Annotated in this window: 17 protein-coding genes and 1 riboswitch; of the genes, 9 read left to right on the top strand and 8 right to left on the bottom strand. The window is 73.6% G+C overall.

Translation table 11 applies throughout. The features are described from left to right. Positions 1–78: 78 nt before the first annotated feature. Positions 79–1,209, top strand: a complete 1,131-nt coding sequence (locus AB0412_RS28495) for an acyl-CoA dehydrogenase family protein (RefSeq protein ID WP_366405459.1) — start codon at positions 79–81, stop codon at positions 1,207–1,209. Next, the gene (locus AB0412_RS28490; RefSeq protein WP_366405458.1) at positions 1,206–1,604 is read left to right on the top strand and encodes a RidA family protein; all 399 of its coding nucleotides are present in this window, start codon (positions 1,206–1,208) and stop codon (positions 1,602–1,604) included. Before AB0412_RS28495 ends, AB0412_RS28490 begins: the two co-directional genes overlap by 4 nt. A 188-nt stretch (positions 1,605–1,792) precedes the next feature. Here the strand turns inward: AB0412_RS28490 and AB0412_RS28485 are convergent, their stop codons facing one another. Further along, positions 1,793–1,987, bottom strand: coding sequence for a DUF5999 family protein (locus tag AB0412_RS28485; RefSeq protein ID WP_366405457.1), 195 nt, complete (start codon positions 1,985–1,987; stop codon positions 1,793–1,795). A gap of 235 nt (positions 1,988–2,222) precedes the next feature. Between AB0412_RS28485 and AB0412_RS28480 the strand changes: the two genes are divergently transcribed. Beyond that, positions 2,223–2,669, top strand: a complete 447-nt coding sequence (locus AB0412_RS28480) for a DUF6299 family protein (protein WP_366405456.1) — start codon at positions 2,223–2,225, stop codon at positions 2,667–2,669. Positions 2,670–2,696: 27 nt separating this feature from the next. On the opposite strand, the gene AB0412_RS28475 is transcribed toward AB0412_RS28480, so the two are convergent. The 5 genes from AB0412_RS28475 to AB0412_RS28455 form a co-directional block, all read right to left on the bottom strand. After that, entirely contained in the window at positions 2,697–3,755 is a 1,059-nt protein-coding gene (locus AB0412_RS28475) for a helix-turn-helix domain-containing protein (RefSeq protein ID WP_366405455.1), read from the bottom strand. A 231-nt stretch (positions 3,756–3,986) separates the two neighbouring features. Then, positions 3,987–4,838: an ATP-binding cassette domain-containing protein gene (locus tag AB0412_RS28470; RefSeq protein WP_366405454.1), complete on the bottom strand. Its 852-nt coding sequence runs from the start codon at positions 4,836–4,838 to the stop codon at positions 3,987–3,989. Next, a complete protein-coding gene (gene cbiQ, locus AB0412_RS28465; RefSeq protein ID WP_366405453.1) occupies positions 4,835–5,584 on the bottom strand; it encodes a cobalt ECF transporter T component CbiQ in 750 nt (249 codons plus the stop codon). Before cbiQ ends, AB0412_RS28470 begins: the two co-directional genes overlap by 4 nt. A gap of 6 nt (positions 5,585–5,590) precedes the next feature. Then, positions 5,591–6,697 (bottom strand): energy-coupling factor ABC transporter substrate-binding protein, encoded by a 1,107-nt coding sequence (locus AB0412_RS28460; RefSeq protein ID WP_366405452.1) that lies wholly within the window; start codon positions 6,695–6,697, stop codon positions 5,591–5,593. Then, positions 6,694–7,401, bottom strand: a complete 708-nt coding sequence (locus AB0412_RS28455; RefSeq protein ID WP_366405451.1) for an energy-coupling factor ABC transporter permease — start codon at positions 7,399–7,401, stop codon at positions 6,694–6,696. Before AB0412_RS28455 ends, AB0412_RS28460 begins: the two co-directional genes overlap by 4 nt. 29 nt (positions 7,402–7,430) lie before the next feature. Continuing rightward, positions 7,431–7,615: riboswitch (cobalamin riboswitch) on the bottom strand. Between the two features lie 224 nt (positions 7,616–7,839). Between AB0412_RS28455 and AB0412_RS28450 the strand changes: the two genes are divergently transcribed. The 6 genes from AB0412_RS28450 (at position 7,840) to AB0412_RS28425 (ending at position 13,732) form a co-directional block, all read left to right on the top strand. Then, positions 7,840–9,438: an ABC transporter substrate-binding protein gene (locus tag AB0412_RS28450; RefSeq protein WP_366405450.1), complete on the top strand. Its 1,599-nt coding sequence runs from the start codon at positions 7,840–7,842 to the stop codon at positions 9,436–9,438. Positions 9,439–9,506: 68 nt separating this feature from the next. Beyond that, positions 9,507–10,475 carry an ABC transporter permease gene (locus AB0412_RS28445; RefSeq protein WP_366405546.1) on the top strand — a complete coding sequence of 323 codons (969 nt, stop codon included), beginning with the start codon at positions 9,507–9,509 and terminating at the stop codon, positions 10,473–10,475. Positions 10,476–10,480: 5 nt separating this feature from the next. Next, positions 10,481–11,362 carry an ABC transporter permease gene (locus AB0412_RS28440; protein WP_366405449.1) on the top strand — a complete coding sequence of 294 codons (882 nt, stop codon included), beginning with the start codon at positions 10,481–10,483 and terminating at the stop codon, positions 11,360–11,362. Continuing rightward, entirely contained in the window at positions 11,359–12,345 is a 987-nt protein-coding gene (locus AB0412_RS28435; protein WP_366405448.1) for an ABC transporter ATP-binding protein, read from the top strand. Before AB0412_RS28440 ends, AB0412_RS28435 begins: the two co-directional genes overlap by 4 nt. Next, positions 12,338–13,027 (top strand): ATP-binding cassette domain-containing protein, encoded by a 690-nt coding sequence (locus tag AB0412_RS28430; protein WP_366405447.1) that lies wholly within the window; start codon positions 12,338–12,340, stop codon positions 13,025–13,027. The genes AB0412_RS28435 and AB0412_RS28430 overlap by 8 nt, the downstream gene beginning before the upstream one ends. Positions 13,028–13,069: 42 nt before the next feature. Continuing rightward, entirely contained in the window at positions 13,070–13,732 is a 663-nt protein-coding gene (locus AB0412_RS28425; protein WP_366405446.1) for a class I SAM-dependent methyltransferase, read from the top strand. 61 nt (positions 13,733–13,793) lie between these two features. Here AB0412_RS28425 and AB0412_RS28420 read toward each other — a convergent pair whose 3' ends face one another. Together AB0412_RS28420 and AB0412_RS28415 are read right to left on the bottom strand one after the other, a co-directional pair. Then, complete coding sequence (locus tag AB0412_RS28420) at positions 13,794–14,201, bottom strand: cobalamin B12-binding domain-containing protein (RefSeq protein WP_366405445.1); 408 nt, start codon at positions 14,199–14,201, stop codon at positions 13,794–13,796. A 37-nt stretch (positions 14,202–14,238) separates the two neighbouring features. Further along, on the bottom strand, positions 14,239–14,796 hold a 558-nt coding region (locus tag AB0412_RS28415), incomplete at its 5' end, for a methylmalonyl-CoA mutase family protein (RefSeq protein ID WP_366405444.1).

Raw genomic sequence — 14,796 nt, 5'->3', positions numbered from 1 at the left:
GTGACGGCAGTCAACGGTCCGCGATAACCTCGGTGTGGCCCAGGGGCGACAGCCCCACGGGGAGAGAAGGGACCGGCGATGACCGCATTCTCACTCGAACCGGGACAACGCGCCTGGTGTGCGGAACTGCGCACGCTGGCCGCCGAGCGCCTGCGACCGCTCGCCGACAAGGGCGAACCCGGGCACGTCAACCGGCCCCTCGTCACCGAGCTCGGCCACCTCGGTCTGCTGGCCCGCCTGTTCACCTCCGGCGCCCTGGACCTGTGCCTGATGCGGGAGTCCCTCGCCTACGCCTGCACCGAGGCGGAGACCGCCCTCGCCCTCCAGGGCCTCGGCGCCCATCCCGTGCACGCCCACGGCACCGCACAACAGCGCGAGCGCTGGCTCCCCCTGGTGAGTGACGGCAGCGCGGTGGCGGCGTTCGCGCTCAGCGAGCCGGGGGCCGGCTCCGACGCCGCGGCCCTGTCCCTCACGGCTCACCCGGACGGCCCCGGCCGCTGGCGGCTCACCGGTGAGAAGTGCTGGATCTCCAACGCCCCCGAGGCCGACCTCTACACGGTCTTCGCCCGTACCACCCCGGGCGCCGGGGCGCGCGGCGTCACCGCGTTCCTCGTCCCCGCCGACCGCCCGGGACTGACCGGCACCGGCCTCGACATGCTCTCCCCGCACCCCATCGGCGCCCTCGACCTCGACGCCGTACCGGTGACCGCCGCCGACGTCCTCGGCGAGGTGGACGGCGGCTTCCGGGTCGCCATGGGCACCCTCAACCTGTTCCGGCCCAGCGTCGGCGCCTTCGCGGTCGGCATGGCCCAGGCGGCCCTGGACGCCACGCTCGAACACACCGCCCGGCGGGAGGCGTTCGGCGGGCGGCTGAGCGACCTGCAGGCCGTCTCCCACGAGGTCGCCGAGATGGCGCTGCGCACCGAGGCCGCCCGCCTGATGGTCCATGCGGCGGCGACGGCGTACGACGACGGCGCCCCGGACGTCCCGAAGCGCGCCGCCATGGCGAAGCTCCTCGCCACCGAGACCGCGCAGTACGTCGTCGACCGGGCCGTCCAGCTCCACGGCGCCCGCGCCCTGCAGCGGGGCCACCTGCTCGAGCACCTCTACCGCGAGGTCCGCGCGCCGAGGATCTACGAGGGGGCGAGCGAGGTCCAACGGGGCATCATCGCCAAGGAGCTGTACAAGGACCTGGAGGCCGACCGGTGACCGCCGAGCGCGTCAACCCGCCCGAACTCTCCCCGCCGGCCGGCTTCTCGCACGCGGTGGTCTGCTCCGGCACCCGCGTGGTCTTCCTGGCCGGCCAGACCGCGCTCGACGGCGACGGCAAGGTGGTCGGCGACACGCTGCCCGAGCAGTTCGAGCGCGCCCTGACCAATCTCCTCACGGCCCTGCACGCGGCCGGCGGCACCCCGTCCGACCTGGCCCGCGTCACCGTCTACGCCACGGACGTGGCGGCGTACCGCACGCATGCCCGCGAACTGGGCCGCATCTGGCGGGACGTGGCGGGCCGCGACTATCCCGCGATGGCCGTCGTCGAGGTGGTCCGCCTCTGGGACGAACAGGCGCTGGTCGAACTCGACGGCTTCGCCGTGCTGCCCTGAGCGGAGCGCGCGCCGAGCGGGCCTCGGCCCGCGCCATGTCGTGTGGCGGCGGTGAGCGCGGGCGCGGCGGGAGGGACCGGCTTCCGTGGCGCCCCCGCGGCTTCGTGCCCGCGGCGAGGCGCACGGGGCTCGCGCCGGTCGTGGACTCGGAGCCGGGGGCCGGGGTGGCCCGGGCTCAGCGGCAGCGGTCAGGCGGCGACGACGAGGCGGGCGGCCGGGGCGCGGTGGGGGGCGATCACGCGGCCGTCGGGCAGCAGTTCGCCGGTGTCGTCGAAGACGATCGCGCCGTCGCACAGCAGGTTCCAGCCCTGTTCGGGATGGGCGGCCACCACGTGCGGGGCCGGGGAGTCGGTGCGGGGGCAGGAAGGCTGGTGGGCACACATGGCGCACCTCCACATCGGTGACGATCCGAATGGGTCGTACGGATAGACCATGCGCCCGCCGTGAACTCATCGGAACAGCTTGCCGGGAAGCGTGACAGCTTCCTGACAGTCCCGGGACCGTTCCCCGACGGCCGGTACGGACGTGCCGCCGAAGGGGTGAGCCGCACGGTCGGGAACCCGGCCGCCGGGTACAGCTGGAGGACCCCCATTCCGCTCTCTTACGGGAGGCTTCCCCATGCCTGTACGCCCCGCCCTCACCGCCGCGGCCGCCGCGGCGCTCCTGCTGCTCGGCACGGGAGCCGTCGCGGCCCCCTCGGCAGCGGCGTCGGCCGCGCCCGGCGAGACCGTCACGGTGAACACCGTGGGCCGGATCGCCGCCGACGGCACGGTCACCCTGTCCGGCACCTACCGCTGCACCGGCGCCACCGGCCCCGTCTTCGTCAGCTCCTCCGTGCGCCAGGGCGCGTCGTCCACGGTCCGCTACGGCGTCGGCGGCACCCGGGCCGTGTGCGACGGGCGGGTGCACGCCTGGAAGAACACGGGGTCCGTGCCAGCCGGTGCCGTCGAGGCCGGTGCGGCGGACGTCGAGGCCACGGTCACCGAACTGCGCTCCTTCGGCGGCCTCCCGCTGCCCGTGATCCACGTCGTCGCGCGCCAGGACGTCAAGCTGACGAACGGCTGACGGACGACGGGGCCGGGTCCGCCGCGTTCACTCCCCGCCGGGCGGCCAGTCCAGCAGACGTGCGCCGATGACCGCCGTCTGGAGCGTGTAGCGCTGGGCGGGGTCGGCGGGGTTGGCGCCGGTGAGTTTGTGGATGCGCTCCAGGCGGTAGGTCAGGGCCCGCACGCTCAGCGACAACCGCCTGGCCGTCTCGGCCGCGACGCAACCGGCGTCGAAGTACGCGGTCAGGGTGTCGAGGAGCGGCCGGGCGCCGCCGCGGGCGGCGGTGAGCGGGCCCAGGGTGTGGTGCACGAGGTCGGTCATGGCCTGCCGGTCACGGGCCAGCACGGGGTAGACCAGGAGGTCGGCGGCGTGCAGCACCGGCGCGTCCAGGCCCAGCCGGCCCGCGATCTCCAGCGAGCTCAGGGCCTCTTCGTAGGACTGCACCACACCGCCCGGCCCGGTCTGCGCGCGGCCGATGGCGACCTGGCCGCCGTCGGTGGCGGCGTGCGCCTGCTTGGCGAAGTGGGTGAGCACCTCGCTCTGGTGCCCGGGCGCGATGCACAGCAGCCGGCCGTCCTTGGTCGTGAGCAGCACGTTGCGGTCACCGAAGCGGCTGATCAGCGCGCGCTCCACCTGGCGGGGGACCGGGTCGCCCTCGTCGTAGGCGGCGGGACCGCGGGCGACCGCCACGGCGTGCGCGTGGGACAGGCGCAGGCCGAAGCGCTCGGCGCGTTCGGCGAGCCGGCCCAGGTCGCTGCGGCCGTAGAGCAGGTCGTCGATGAACTCGCGGCGGGCCGCCACCTCCTGCCGCACCGCCAGCCGCTGGGCCCGTTCGTAGCCCTCCGCGAAGGCGTCCACCGCCTGCTGGACGGCCGCGAGCGCGCCCTCGACGGAGTCGCAGTCGCGCGGCCAGGCCGCGCGGGCGGCGGACAGATGGGCGCTGACCAGGGCGCGCAGCCCGTGGCCCGCCTCCGCGGCACGCTCGCCCAGGGCGCGCCGGGCGGCGATCTCGTCCCGCGTGAGGCGCCGGCCGGTGGCCGCCACGTCGGCGAGGAGACGGGCGTACCCGTCGAGGTACTGCTCCGGAATCTCCCGCTCCGTCATGCCGCCCCTGTCACCCCGCGTTCCCCGGAATCCTGACGCCTCCCTGACGCGTTCCTGACGCGTTCCTGGCGTCACACCGGCATGCAGACCCTAATGAACACTGCCGGAAACCGGCAATGCGCGGCGGCGCCGGAAGCGGGCACCATGGGGCGCGGGGAGCACGGGGGACGGTTCCGGTGCCGGGCACCGGCAGGTGTCCGGCACCGGAACCGCCGTGAGGGCTCGCCCTCGTCAGCCTTCCGTGTCCGCCAGGTGAGCCGCGGACAGCGCGGCCAGCTCCTCCGGCGTCCGGGGAGCGGCGTTCGCCGCCGGCCACCCGTGCGCACGCAGCAGCTGCCCCACCGCCACGCCCCACGGCAGCCGAAGCCCCGCCGCCGCGAGCAGGTCGGTGCGGGCCAGCATGTCCGCCGCCGGGCCGGTCCGCGCACCCGACGGGGTGAGCAGCGCGGTGTCGTCGGCCCAGCGCAGGGCCAGGTCCACGTCGTGGGTCGCCATCACCACGGTCGTACCGCCGGCGCGCAGACGGTCGAGCGTGGCGAGCAGCCTCTCCTGGCCGTCGGGATCGAGGCCCGCCGTCGGCTCGTCCAGGATCAGCACCCGGGGCCGCATGGCGACGGCGCCCGCGATCGCGGTCCGTTTGCGCTGCCCGTAGGACAGCAGGTGCGTGGGCCGGTCGGCGAGCGCGGAGATGTCGAGCGCGGCGAGCGCCTCGTCCACCCGGGCGCGCACCTCGTCGTCCGGCAGATTGAGGTTGAGCGGCCCGAACGACACGTCCTGGCCGACGGACGCGGCGAACAGCTGGTCGTCGGGGTCCTGCACCACCAGCTGCACGGTCGTCCGCAGCCGGGTCAGCCCCTTCCGGTCGTACCGCACGGGACGTCCCTCGACCGTCAACTCCCCTTCGCTCGGGCGCAGTCCACCGCTGAGCAGCCGCATCAGCGTCGTCTTGCCGCTGCCGTTGCGCCCCAGCAGCGCCAGCGCGCGCCCCTCGCGCACCTCGAAGTCGAGGCCGGTGAGGACGGCCGGACCGTCCTCGTACGCGAACGACGCGCCCCGCAGGGCGACCAGGGGCTGCTCGGTCACGACAACGGCCTTTCCAGTACGACGGTGAGGACGGCCAGCGCCGCCAGCAGGGCGAGGCTCGCGGCGGTGAAACGGACGGACACCCTCGCCTCGGGGACCAGGACGCGCAGGGTGCCGTCGTAGCCGCGTCCGGCGAGTCCGGTGTGGAGCCGGGCCGCCCGGTCGAAGGACCGGACGAACGCGGTGGCGCCGAGCCCGCCGAGGGAACGCCAGGTCGCCGCGCGGGTGGTGTGCCCGAGCCGGGCCGCCTGCGCCTCGCGGATCCGGCGCACGGAGTCCAGCAGCAGGAAGCTCATGCGGTACGTCACCAGCGCCACGTCGACGAGGGGCGCGGGCACGCCGGCCCGCACCAGGCGGGGCAGCAGGTCGGACATCGGGGTGGTGAAGGCGAACAGCAGCACGCCGAGCGAGGCGGCCGACGTGCGCAGCAGCAACTCACCGGCGCGCAGCGGCCCGTCGTCGGCGAGGGACACGAAACCGCCGGGTCCGCCCACCTGCACGAGCAGCGTGAGCGCCCCGGTGACGCAGAAGCCCAACGGCACCCGGTACGCCCGCCACAGCCGCCGCCCCGGCACCCCTGCCGGACCGAGCAGCACCGCGAGCGCGGCCACGATCACCAGGGCCGCGCCCGGCCAGGGTGGCAGCGAGATGGCGAGCACGGTGAGCCCGAGCCCGAGCACCGCTTTGTCCACAGGATGCCGACGGCGCCAGCGACTGCTGTGCGCCGCCACGTCGATCGGAAGCACGCCCGGTCAACTCCGCAACCGGGACGGAGCAGCCTCGGCACCGTCACCTGCGGTGGCCTCGGAGCCACCATCAGCGCGTGCCCCGGCGCTGCCAGCCGCGCGGGCCCCTGCGCTGTCGCCTGCGTGGGCCTCGGAGCCGCCATCCGCGGGTGCCCCGGTGCTCTCACCTGCGCGGGCCTTGGTGCCGTCATCCGCGTGGGCCTCGGCGCCTCCGTCCGCGCGGGCCTCGGCGCCTCCGTCCGCGCGGGCCTCGGCGTTGTCGTCCGTGGGGACCTTGGTGTGGTCAGCCGCGCGGGCTTCGGTGCGGTCCTTCGCCCTTGACCCGGTGCTGTCGCCCGAGCGGGCTTCGGAGCCGCCGTCCGCGGGTGCCCCGGTGCTGTCGCCCGCGTGGGCCTCGGTGTCGTCATCCGCGTGGGTCTCGGAGCCTCCGTCCGCGCGGGCCTCGGCGTTGTCGTCCGTGGGGACCTTGGTGTGGTCAGCCGCGCGGGCTTCGGTGTGGTCCTTCGCCCTCGACCCGGCGCTGTCGCCCGAGCGGGCTTCGGAGCCGCCGTCCGCGGGTGCCCCGGTGCTGTCGCCCGAGCGGGCTTCGGAGCCGCCGTCCGCGCCTGCCCCGGTGCTGTCACCCGCGCGGGCCTCGGTGCTGTCGCCCGTGTGGGCCTTGGTGCCGGTATCCGGCTGGGCCTCGGTGTCGTCATCCGAGCGGGTCTCCGTGCCGTCACTCACGCCGGTGCCGGCGCTGTCGCCCGCGCGGGTCCCGGCGCTGTGATCCGCGCCGGTCCCGGCGCCCTCCTCACGCTTCGCACGGGTCAGTGCCCTCGCCTCGCCCTGGCGGCGGCCCCGTCGCAGGCCGAAGTAGTACGCGAGGACGCCCGCGCCGATGGCCGCCTGGAGGGCGAAGAGGGCCGACTCGATCTCGCCGGACGGGGGTTCGTACAGCGGCGAGAACCACGGTTCGTAGTCCGGGTCGAGCTCGGTGATCGCGGTCTCCGCCTCCGCGTCGGCCCCGGTGAACGGCTCCTCCTTGTGGTCGCCGAGCCCGAACACCAGCGGGATCACCGCGAGCGCGGCCACCGCGAGCAGCAGCAGCGCGTTGATCCTCGTGCTGCGCTTCATCGGGTCACCGCCTCCTGCCCCGCGGTCCGGGAGGACCCCGCCTCGGTCAGCAGCACGCCCAGCCGGGTCAGTTCACCCTTGCTGGACTGCACCAGCATCCGCATCACCAGCACGGTCAGCAGCCCCTCGCTGACCGCCAGCGGGATCTGCGTCACGGCGAAGACGGAGCCGAACTTGCCGAGTGCGCCCACGAATCCGCTGCCCGGGTCGGGGAAGGCGAGCGCCAGCTGCACGCTGGTCACGCAGTACGTCGACAGGTCGGCGACGAACGCGCCGAAGAACACCGCCACCATCAGCGGCACGTCGAAGCGGCGCAGCAGCCTGTAGACGGCGTATCCGGCCCACGGGCCGGCGATCGCCATCGAGAAGACGTTGGCGCCGAGGGTGGTGAGCCCGCCGTGGGCGAGCAGCAGCGCCTGGAACAACAGGGTGATGGTGCCGAGCACCGCCATCACCGGCGGCCGGAACAGGATCGCGCCCAGGCCGGTGCCGGTGGGGTGGGAGCAACTCCCGGTCACCGACGGCAGTTTCAGCGCGGACAGGACGAAGGTGAACGCTCCCGACGCGCCCAGCAGCAGTGTGCTCTCGGGATGTTCCCTCACTTCACGGATGAGCGACCGGGCTCCGTGGATCACGAACGGCGCCGATGCGGCGCCCCAGGCGACCGCGTGCGCCGGAGGCAGAAAACCCTCGGCTATGTGCATGGCTCAGCAGACCCTCTCCAGCACCTCGTGGATGGTTGACGCGCCTTGGCCGGTCTCCTGGCTGACGGGTACCACCGCCCGTACTCCGCCTTCCCGGGTCCGCAAGAGACCCAGTGGCTGTCCGCGAGGACTGGAGCCGGACTTCCCGATCACAGTGGCGAGGGCCGCACCGGTACTTCACCGGTTTCCCGTCACCAAGGCGTGGTGACAGTAGTGCCCGCCGCGGCCCGGTGACAAGCGGCCACAGGGGGCGCGCGAACGGCGCCCGGCGGCTCGTGACCCGGCGCACACCTGCGGACTTGACACCCGGCGCACGGGCCGTCGCAGCGAGGACTGCGGGCCGGTGGTCATGGGTAGGCCCTTGCTGCAATTAATATGCAACAACGATTTTCAGGCAGCAGTGCGCGGTGACAGCGCACGCCAGTGATGTGAGGTTCGATGACGACCCGACGGGCCCGACGAACAACGAGTGCCGCCCTCGCCGCCGCGCTGGCCGGCGCGGTCGCCGCCTGCTCGGCGCCGGGCGGCGGCGCGGCGGACGCCGGTGCCTCCGCCGACTCCGTGGTGATCGGTGTCGCCTCCGAGCCGGACACCCTCAGCCCGCTGCTCGGCTACGGCAAGGACGGCAACTCCAAGATCTTCGACGGGCTGCTCGCCCGCGACGCCGGCCTGAAACTGAAGCCCGCCCTAGCCAAGGCGCTGCCCGAGGTCGGCGACGGCGGCCGCACCTACACCTTCACCCTGCGCGAGGGCGTGAAGTTCAGCGACGGCGAACCCCTCACCGCCGACGACGTGGTCTACACGTACGAGACGGTCCTCGACGACAAGACCAACAACACCGCCAAGAGCGAACTCGACGCCATCGAGGACGTCACGGCCAAGGGCGAGAAGCAGGTCGTCTTCACGCTCAAGTACCCCTACGCCGCGTTCGCCGCCCGCACCGTCCTGCCCATCGTCCCCGAGCACATCGCCGGCGAGCAGAACCCCAACACCGGCTCCTTCAACACCGAGCCGATAGGCACCGGACCGTACGTCCTCACCGGCTGGAGCAAGGGCGAGAAGCTCACCTTCAAGGCCAACCCGGACTATTGGGGCGGCGAGCCGAAGGTGAAAAAGCTCACCATGGCGATCATCGCCGACGACGACGTCCGCGCCACCCGCCTGCGCTCCGGCGACCTCGACGGCGCGGTCCTCCCGCCCAACCTCGCCGCCACCTTCGAGAACGACGACAGCAGGAAGACCTACCAGGCCACCACCTACGACTTCCGCGCCGTCACCCTCCCCACCGCCGGCAAGGTCACCGGCGACACCGCGATCCGCCGCGCCCTCGACCTCGCCGTCGACCGCGAGGCCATGGTCGAGCAGATCCTCGACGGCGCCGGCCGCCCCGCCTACGGCCCGCTGCCCCTGGACGACCCCTGGTACGCCAAGGGCACCGACCGCCTCCAGAACCTCAGCCAGGCGAAGAAGATCCTGGACGAGGCCGGCTGGAAGGCCGGCAAGGACGGCATCCGCGCCAAGGACGGCCGCCGCGCCGCCTTCACGCTCTACTACCCGGCTGGTGACAAGGTCCGCCAGGACCACGCCCTCGCCTACGCCTCCGACGCCAAGAAGGCCGGCATCGACGTGAAGGTGGAGAGCGCCGGCTGGGAGGTCATCGAGCCCCGCATGAAGCACGACGCCGTCCTCGCGGGCTACGGCAGCACCGGCGACCCCGACTTCGGCCTCTACACCCTGCTGCACTCCTCCCTCGCCGGCGACGGCTTCAACAACATGGCCCGCTACGACAACCCCTCCGTCGACCGGGCCCTCGACACCGGCCGCCGCAGCCAGGACCAGAAGGACCGCAAGGCCGCCTACGACACCCTCCAGCGCGAGCTGGTGAAGAACCCCGGCTACACCTTCCTCACCCACATCGACCACATGTACGTCCTCGCCGACCGCTGGGACGGGCTGACCACCCAGGTCGAACCGCACGAGCACGGCTTCGCCAGCGGCCCCTGGTGGAACGTCGAGGACTGGCAGCCGAAGAAGTGACCTCCGTGACCAAGGCGGCGCCCCCGTCCCGGCCGGTCCGCCCGCCCACGCGGCTGCCCTGGGGACCGATGGGCCGGCTCGTGGCACGGCGGGCCCTGCTCGCCGTGCCCGTTCTCCTCGTCGTCACCTTCGGCGTGTTCGCGATCGCCGCCGCCTCCCCCTTCGACCCGGTCAAGGCCTACGCGGGCACCGCCGCGCTCGGCGCCGACCAGGAGACCCTGGACCGGCTGCGGGAGAACCTCGGCGTGGACCGGCCGTTCGCGGTCCGCTGGTGGGACTGGCTGACCAGCGCGGTCACCGGCGACCTCGGCCAGTCCAGCGTGATGCGGCAGCCGGTGGCCGAGGTGATCGGCGAACGGCTGGTGTGGTCGACGCTGCTGTGCGCCGTCGCGTTCGCCGCCGCCGTGCTGCTCGGCACGCTGCTCGGCGTCCTCGCGGCCCGCCGGCCGGGCTCGGTGGTCGACCGCACGGTCACCTCGCTCGCCTACGCGCTGGAGGCCGCGCCGGTCTTCTGGATCGCGCTGCTCGCCGTCTGGCTGTTCGCCCTGAAACTGGACGTCCTGCCGGCCGGCGGCCTCACCGACACCGCCAGCGAACAGGTCACCGCCGGGCAGGTGCTGAGCCACCTGCTGCTCCCCGCCGGTGTCCTCGCCGTCTCCCAGCTGCCCTGGTTCACGCTGTACGTCCGCCAGGGCGTCGGCGACGCACTCGCCGAGGACCCGGTACGCGGCGCACGAGCGCGCGGCGTCAGCGAACGCACCGTCCTGCTCGGCCACGCCCTGCGCTCCGGACTGCTGCCGGTGCTCACCCTCATCGGCTCCCGCGTCCCCGAACTCATCACGGGCGCCCTGCTGGTGGAGAGCGTCTTCAGCTGGCCCGGCATCGCCGCGGCCACCGTCGAGGCGGCCACCGCCGTCGACTTCCCGCTGCTCGCCGCGCTGACGACCCTCGCCACCGCCGCCGTCCTCGCCGGGAACCTCCTCGCCGACCTGCTGTACGGACTGATCGACCCGAGGGTGAAGCTCAGTGAGATGTGATCGCCATGGCTGACACGACCGCCGGGAAGCCGGCGTGGCGGGGCCACGGCACCGCCCGCCGCTCCACCCATGCGCTGCGCCTGCGCACCTGTGCCGCCCTGGTCGGCGTGACCGTCCTCGCGGTGCTGCTCGTCCCGCCGCTGGTCCGGCTCGACCAGCAGGCCGTCGACCTGGCCGCCAAACTCCTGCCGCCCAGCTGGGACCACCCCTTCGGCACGGACGACGTGGGCCGGGACCTGCTCCTGCGCTGCGTCTACGGCCTCAGGGTCTCCCTCCTCGTCGGCGTGGTGGCGGCGCTCACCGCCACCGTGCTCGGCACCGCGGTCGGAGCCACCGCGGGGGCGCTCGGCGGCTGGGTCGACCGCGCCGTGATGCGCCTGGTCGACACCGTGTCCTCCGTGCCGCACCTGCTGCTCGGCATCTTCATCGTCGCCATGTTCCGGCCCGGCGTCTGGCCCGTCGTGATCTCGGTCGCCCTCACCCACTGGCTGTCCACGGCCCGCATCGTCCGCGCCGAGGTCCTGTCGCTGCGCTCCCGCCCGTACATCGACGCCGCCGTCTCGGGCGGCGCGTCACGGTGGCGGGTCGCCGTACGGCACCTGCTGCCCGGGGTGCTGCCGCAGGCGGGCCTGGCGGCCGTCCTGATGGTGCCGCACGCCATGTGGCACGAATCGGCGCTGTCCTTCCTCGGCCTCGGCCTGCCCACCCACACGGCCAGCCTCGGCACGCTCATCCAGAGCGCCCGCGGCTCCCTGCTGGCCGGCCAGTGGTGGCCGACCCTCTTCCCCGGGCTGTTCCTCATCGTCCCGACCCTCGCGATCGCCGGCCTCGCGGGTGTCTGGCGCGAGCGGATCAACCCCAGGCGACGATCGGAGCTGATGCTGTGAGCGGGCGTACTCCCGTGCTGGCGGTGCGTGACCTGTCGGTGCGGTTCCTGATGCCGGGCGGGCGGCGGATCGCCGCCGTCACCGACGCGCACTTCGACGTGGCACCGGGGGAGTGCCTCGCCCTGATCGGGGAGAGCGGCTGCGGCAAGTCCGTGCTCGCCTCCGCCCTGCTCGGGCTGCTCCCCGCCAACGCCGAGACCGCAGGCAGCGCACGGCTCGGCGACCTCGATCTGCTCACCGCCGACGAGCGCACCCTCGCCCGCAGGGTGCGGGGCCGCCGTATCGGCCTGATCCCGCAGAGCCCCGCCGCGCACCTCACACCCGTGCGGACCATCCGCTCCCAGATGGAGGAGACGGTCGCCGAACTGACCGGCGTACGCGGCCGGCCGGCCCTGCGCGACGCCGCCGAGCAGGCCGCGGAGCGGGCCGCGTTCCCGCCGGACCACCTCGACCGCTACCCGCACGAACTCTCCGGCGGCCTCGCCCAGCGTGCGGCCACCGCCCTCGCGCTGATCGGCGACGCCCCCCTGCTGCTCGCCGACGAACCCACCACCGGCCTCGACCGCGACCTGGTGGACCGCACCGTCGACGAACTGCGCCGCCATGTCGACGCCGACGGCGACCGCGCCCTGCTGCTGATCACCCACGACCTGGTGGCGGCGGAACGCATCGCCGACCGCGTGGCCGTGATGTACGCGGGCCGCATCATCGAACTCGCGGGCGCCGACACCTTCTTCGGCCCGTCCGGCCCCCGCCACCCCTACAGCCGGGGCCTGCTGGACGCCCTGCCCGACCGGGCCTTCACCCCGATCCCCGGGATGCCCCCGGAACTCGGCGACCTCCCCGCCGGCTGCGCCTTCGCCCCCCGCTGCCAACGAGCCGACGACACCTGCGCCGACCTGCCGCCCCTGGCCGGATCCGTCGCCTGCCACCACCCCGTCACGACCGCCCCGGCCGCCACCCCGGAGATCGCCCGTGCTTGAACTGCGCGCCATCACCGCCGGATACGACCGGCGGGCCCCCGTCGTCCGGGACGCCTCCCTGACCCTCGCCCCCGGCGAGGCCATGGGCCTGCTCGGCCCCAGCGGCTGCGGCAAGTCCACGCTCGCCCGGGTCGCGGCGCTCCTGCACCGCCCCGACTCCGGCACACTCCTCCTCGACGGCACCCCGGTCCGCCGCTGGCGCCACCGCGCCCCGCGCGAACAGCGCACCGCCTTCGGCGTCGTCTTCCAGCAGCCCCGCCTCTCCGCGGACCCCCGGCTGCGCCTGGCCGACCTGATCGCCGAGCCGCTGCGGGCCACCGGCCGGCGCGACCGGGCCCCGGACCGCGTCGCGGAGCTCGCAGGAACGGTGGGCCTGACGCCCGACCTGCTCACCCGCCGCCCGCACGAGGTCAGCGACGGCCAGCTCCAACGCGCCTGCCTGGCCCGGGCGTTGGTGCTCCGCCCGCGCTGGCTCGTCTGCGACGAGATGACCGCCATGCTGGACGCGTCCACCACGGCGGCCCTGGTGAAAGTGGTCGAGGACTACCGCGAGGCGACGGGCGCGGGACTGCTGGCCGTGGGCCATGACCAGGTGCTGCTGGACCGCTGGTGCGACCGGACGGTGCACTGGGACCAGGTGTGCCAAGAGCCGCGTAAATCCGGTGACTTGAGCCCCGTATAGTCAGAACCCGACGCATTCGCCCCCTGCGGCCGGAGGTTCCCCGTGACGACCTCGCCCCACGCTGACCAGGTGCGCGCCGGCGCGGCCATGTACCGGCCGTGGACGCTCTCCCTGTACGACATGGTGGCCTTCAAGATCAACTGCCGGTTCCTCTTCCGCGTCCCGGTGCGCGAGGTGGTCGCCATGTTCGACCGCAACGTCTCGACCAAGCACCTGGACCTGGGCGTCGGCACCGGCTACTTCCTGGACAACTGCCACGCGCCACGGCAGGCCATCACCCTGGCCGACCTGAACGAGCACTCGCTGCACCACGCGGCCACCCGGCTGGCCCGCTTCGAGGTGGACACCGTCCGGGCCAACGCGCTGGAACCCCTGCCGCTGCCGGGGAAGTCCTTCGACTCGGCGTCCCTGAACTTCCTGCTGCACTGCGTGCCCGGCACCATCCGTGAGAAGGCGAAGGTGCTGGACCACGTCGCGGCCTGCGTGCGTCCGGGCGGACGCCTGTTCGGGGCGACCGTGCTCACCGGCGGTGTGCCCGTGGGACCCGCCGCCCGGGTCGCCTTCTCGGCGTGGAACTGGCGCGGTGTGATGCACAACTCCGAGGACCGGCTGGAGGACCTGCGCAGCGAGCTGGCTGCCCGCTTCCCCGTCCACAAGCTCACCGTCCACGGCTGCGCCGCCCTCTTCGAGGCGGAGGTTCCCTGACGGGCGCACACCGTACGCACCGTACGCACGGTGTGCGCCCGCGAGCCGGAACGGGCCGGGGTCAGGTCCGGGCCTTTCCGGCCGCCCGGTCGCGGAGCCACCCCACGATCTCGCCCGTCGGCGTCCCGGGGGTGAACACCTCTGCCACGCCCAGTTCCTTCAGCGGCGCGATGTCCGCGTCCGGGATGATGCCGCCGCCGAACACCTCGATGTCCGTGGCGTCCCGCTTCCGCAACAGGGCGATCACGGCCGGGAAGACCGTCATGTGGGCGCCCGAGAGGACGGACAGGCCCACGAAGCCGGCGTCCTCCTGGATCGCGGTGTTCACTATCTGCTCGGGTGTCTGATGCAGGCCGGTGTAGACGACCTCCATCCCGGCGTCGCGCAGGGCCCGCGCGACGACCTTCGCGCCCCGGTCGTGGCCGTCCAGGCCGGGCTTGGCCACGACGATCCTGATCTGGTCGTGCATGCTGGTGTCAGCCTTTCCCGTCTTGGCCGTGGCGGACTCAGAAGACGTCGGCGGGGCTGTGCGCGCCCCACAGTTCACGGAGGACCTGGCACACCTCGCCCACGGTGGCGCCGGCGGCGAGGGCGTCCTTCATCGGGTAGAGAACGTTGTCGTCGCCCTCGGCGGCCTTCCTCATCCGGGTGAGCGCCTCGTCGATGCGCGAAGCGTCCCGCCACGCCCGGAGTTTGGCGAGGCGTTCGGCCTGCTGGGCCTCGATGGCGGGGTCGACGCGGAGTGGTTCGTAGGGTTCTTCCTCGCCGAGCTGGAAGCGGTTGACGCCGACCACGACCCGCTCGCCGGCGTCGGTCTGCTGGGCGATGCGGTAGGCGTTGCGTTCGATCTCGCCCTTCTGGAAACCGTGCTCGATCGCGGCGACCGCCCCGCCCAGGTCCTCGACCTTCTGCATCAGTTCGACGATGGCGGCCTCGAGGTCGTCGGTCATCTTCTCGATCACGTACGAGCCGGCGAACGGGTCGACGGTGGCGGTCACGTCCGTCTCGTGCGCCAGCACCTGCTGCGTGCGCAGCGCCAGCCGCGCGGACTTGTCCGTGGGCAG

The organism is Streptomyces sp. NPDC052012 (assembly GCF_040689265.1).
Classification (GTDB): Bacteria; Actinomycetota; Actinomycetes; order Streptomycetales; family Streptomycetaceae; genus Streptomyces.
The sequence above is the reverse complement of the archived record's forward strand: the minus strand, read 5'-3'. Positions and strand labels throughout refer to the sequence as shown.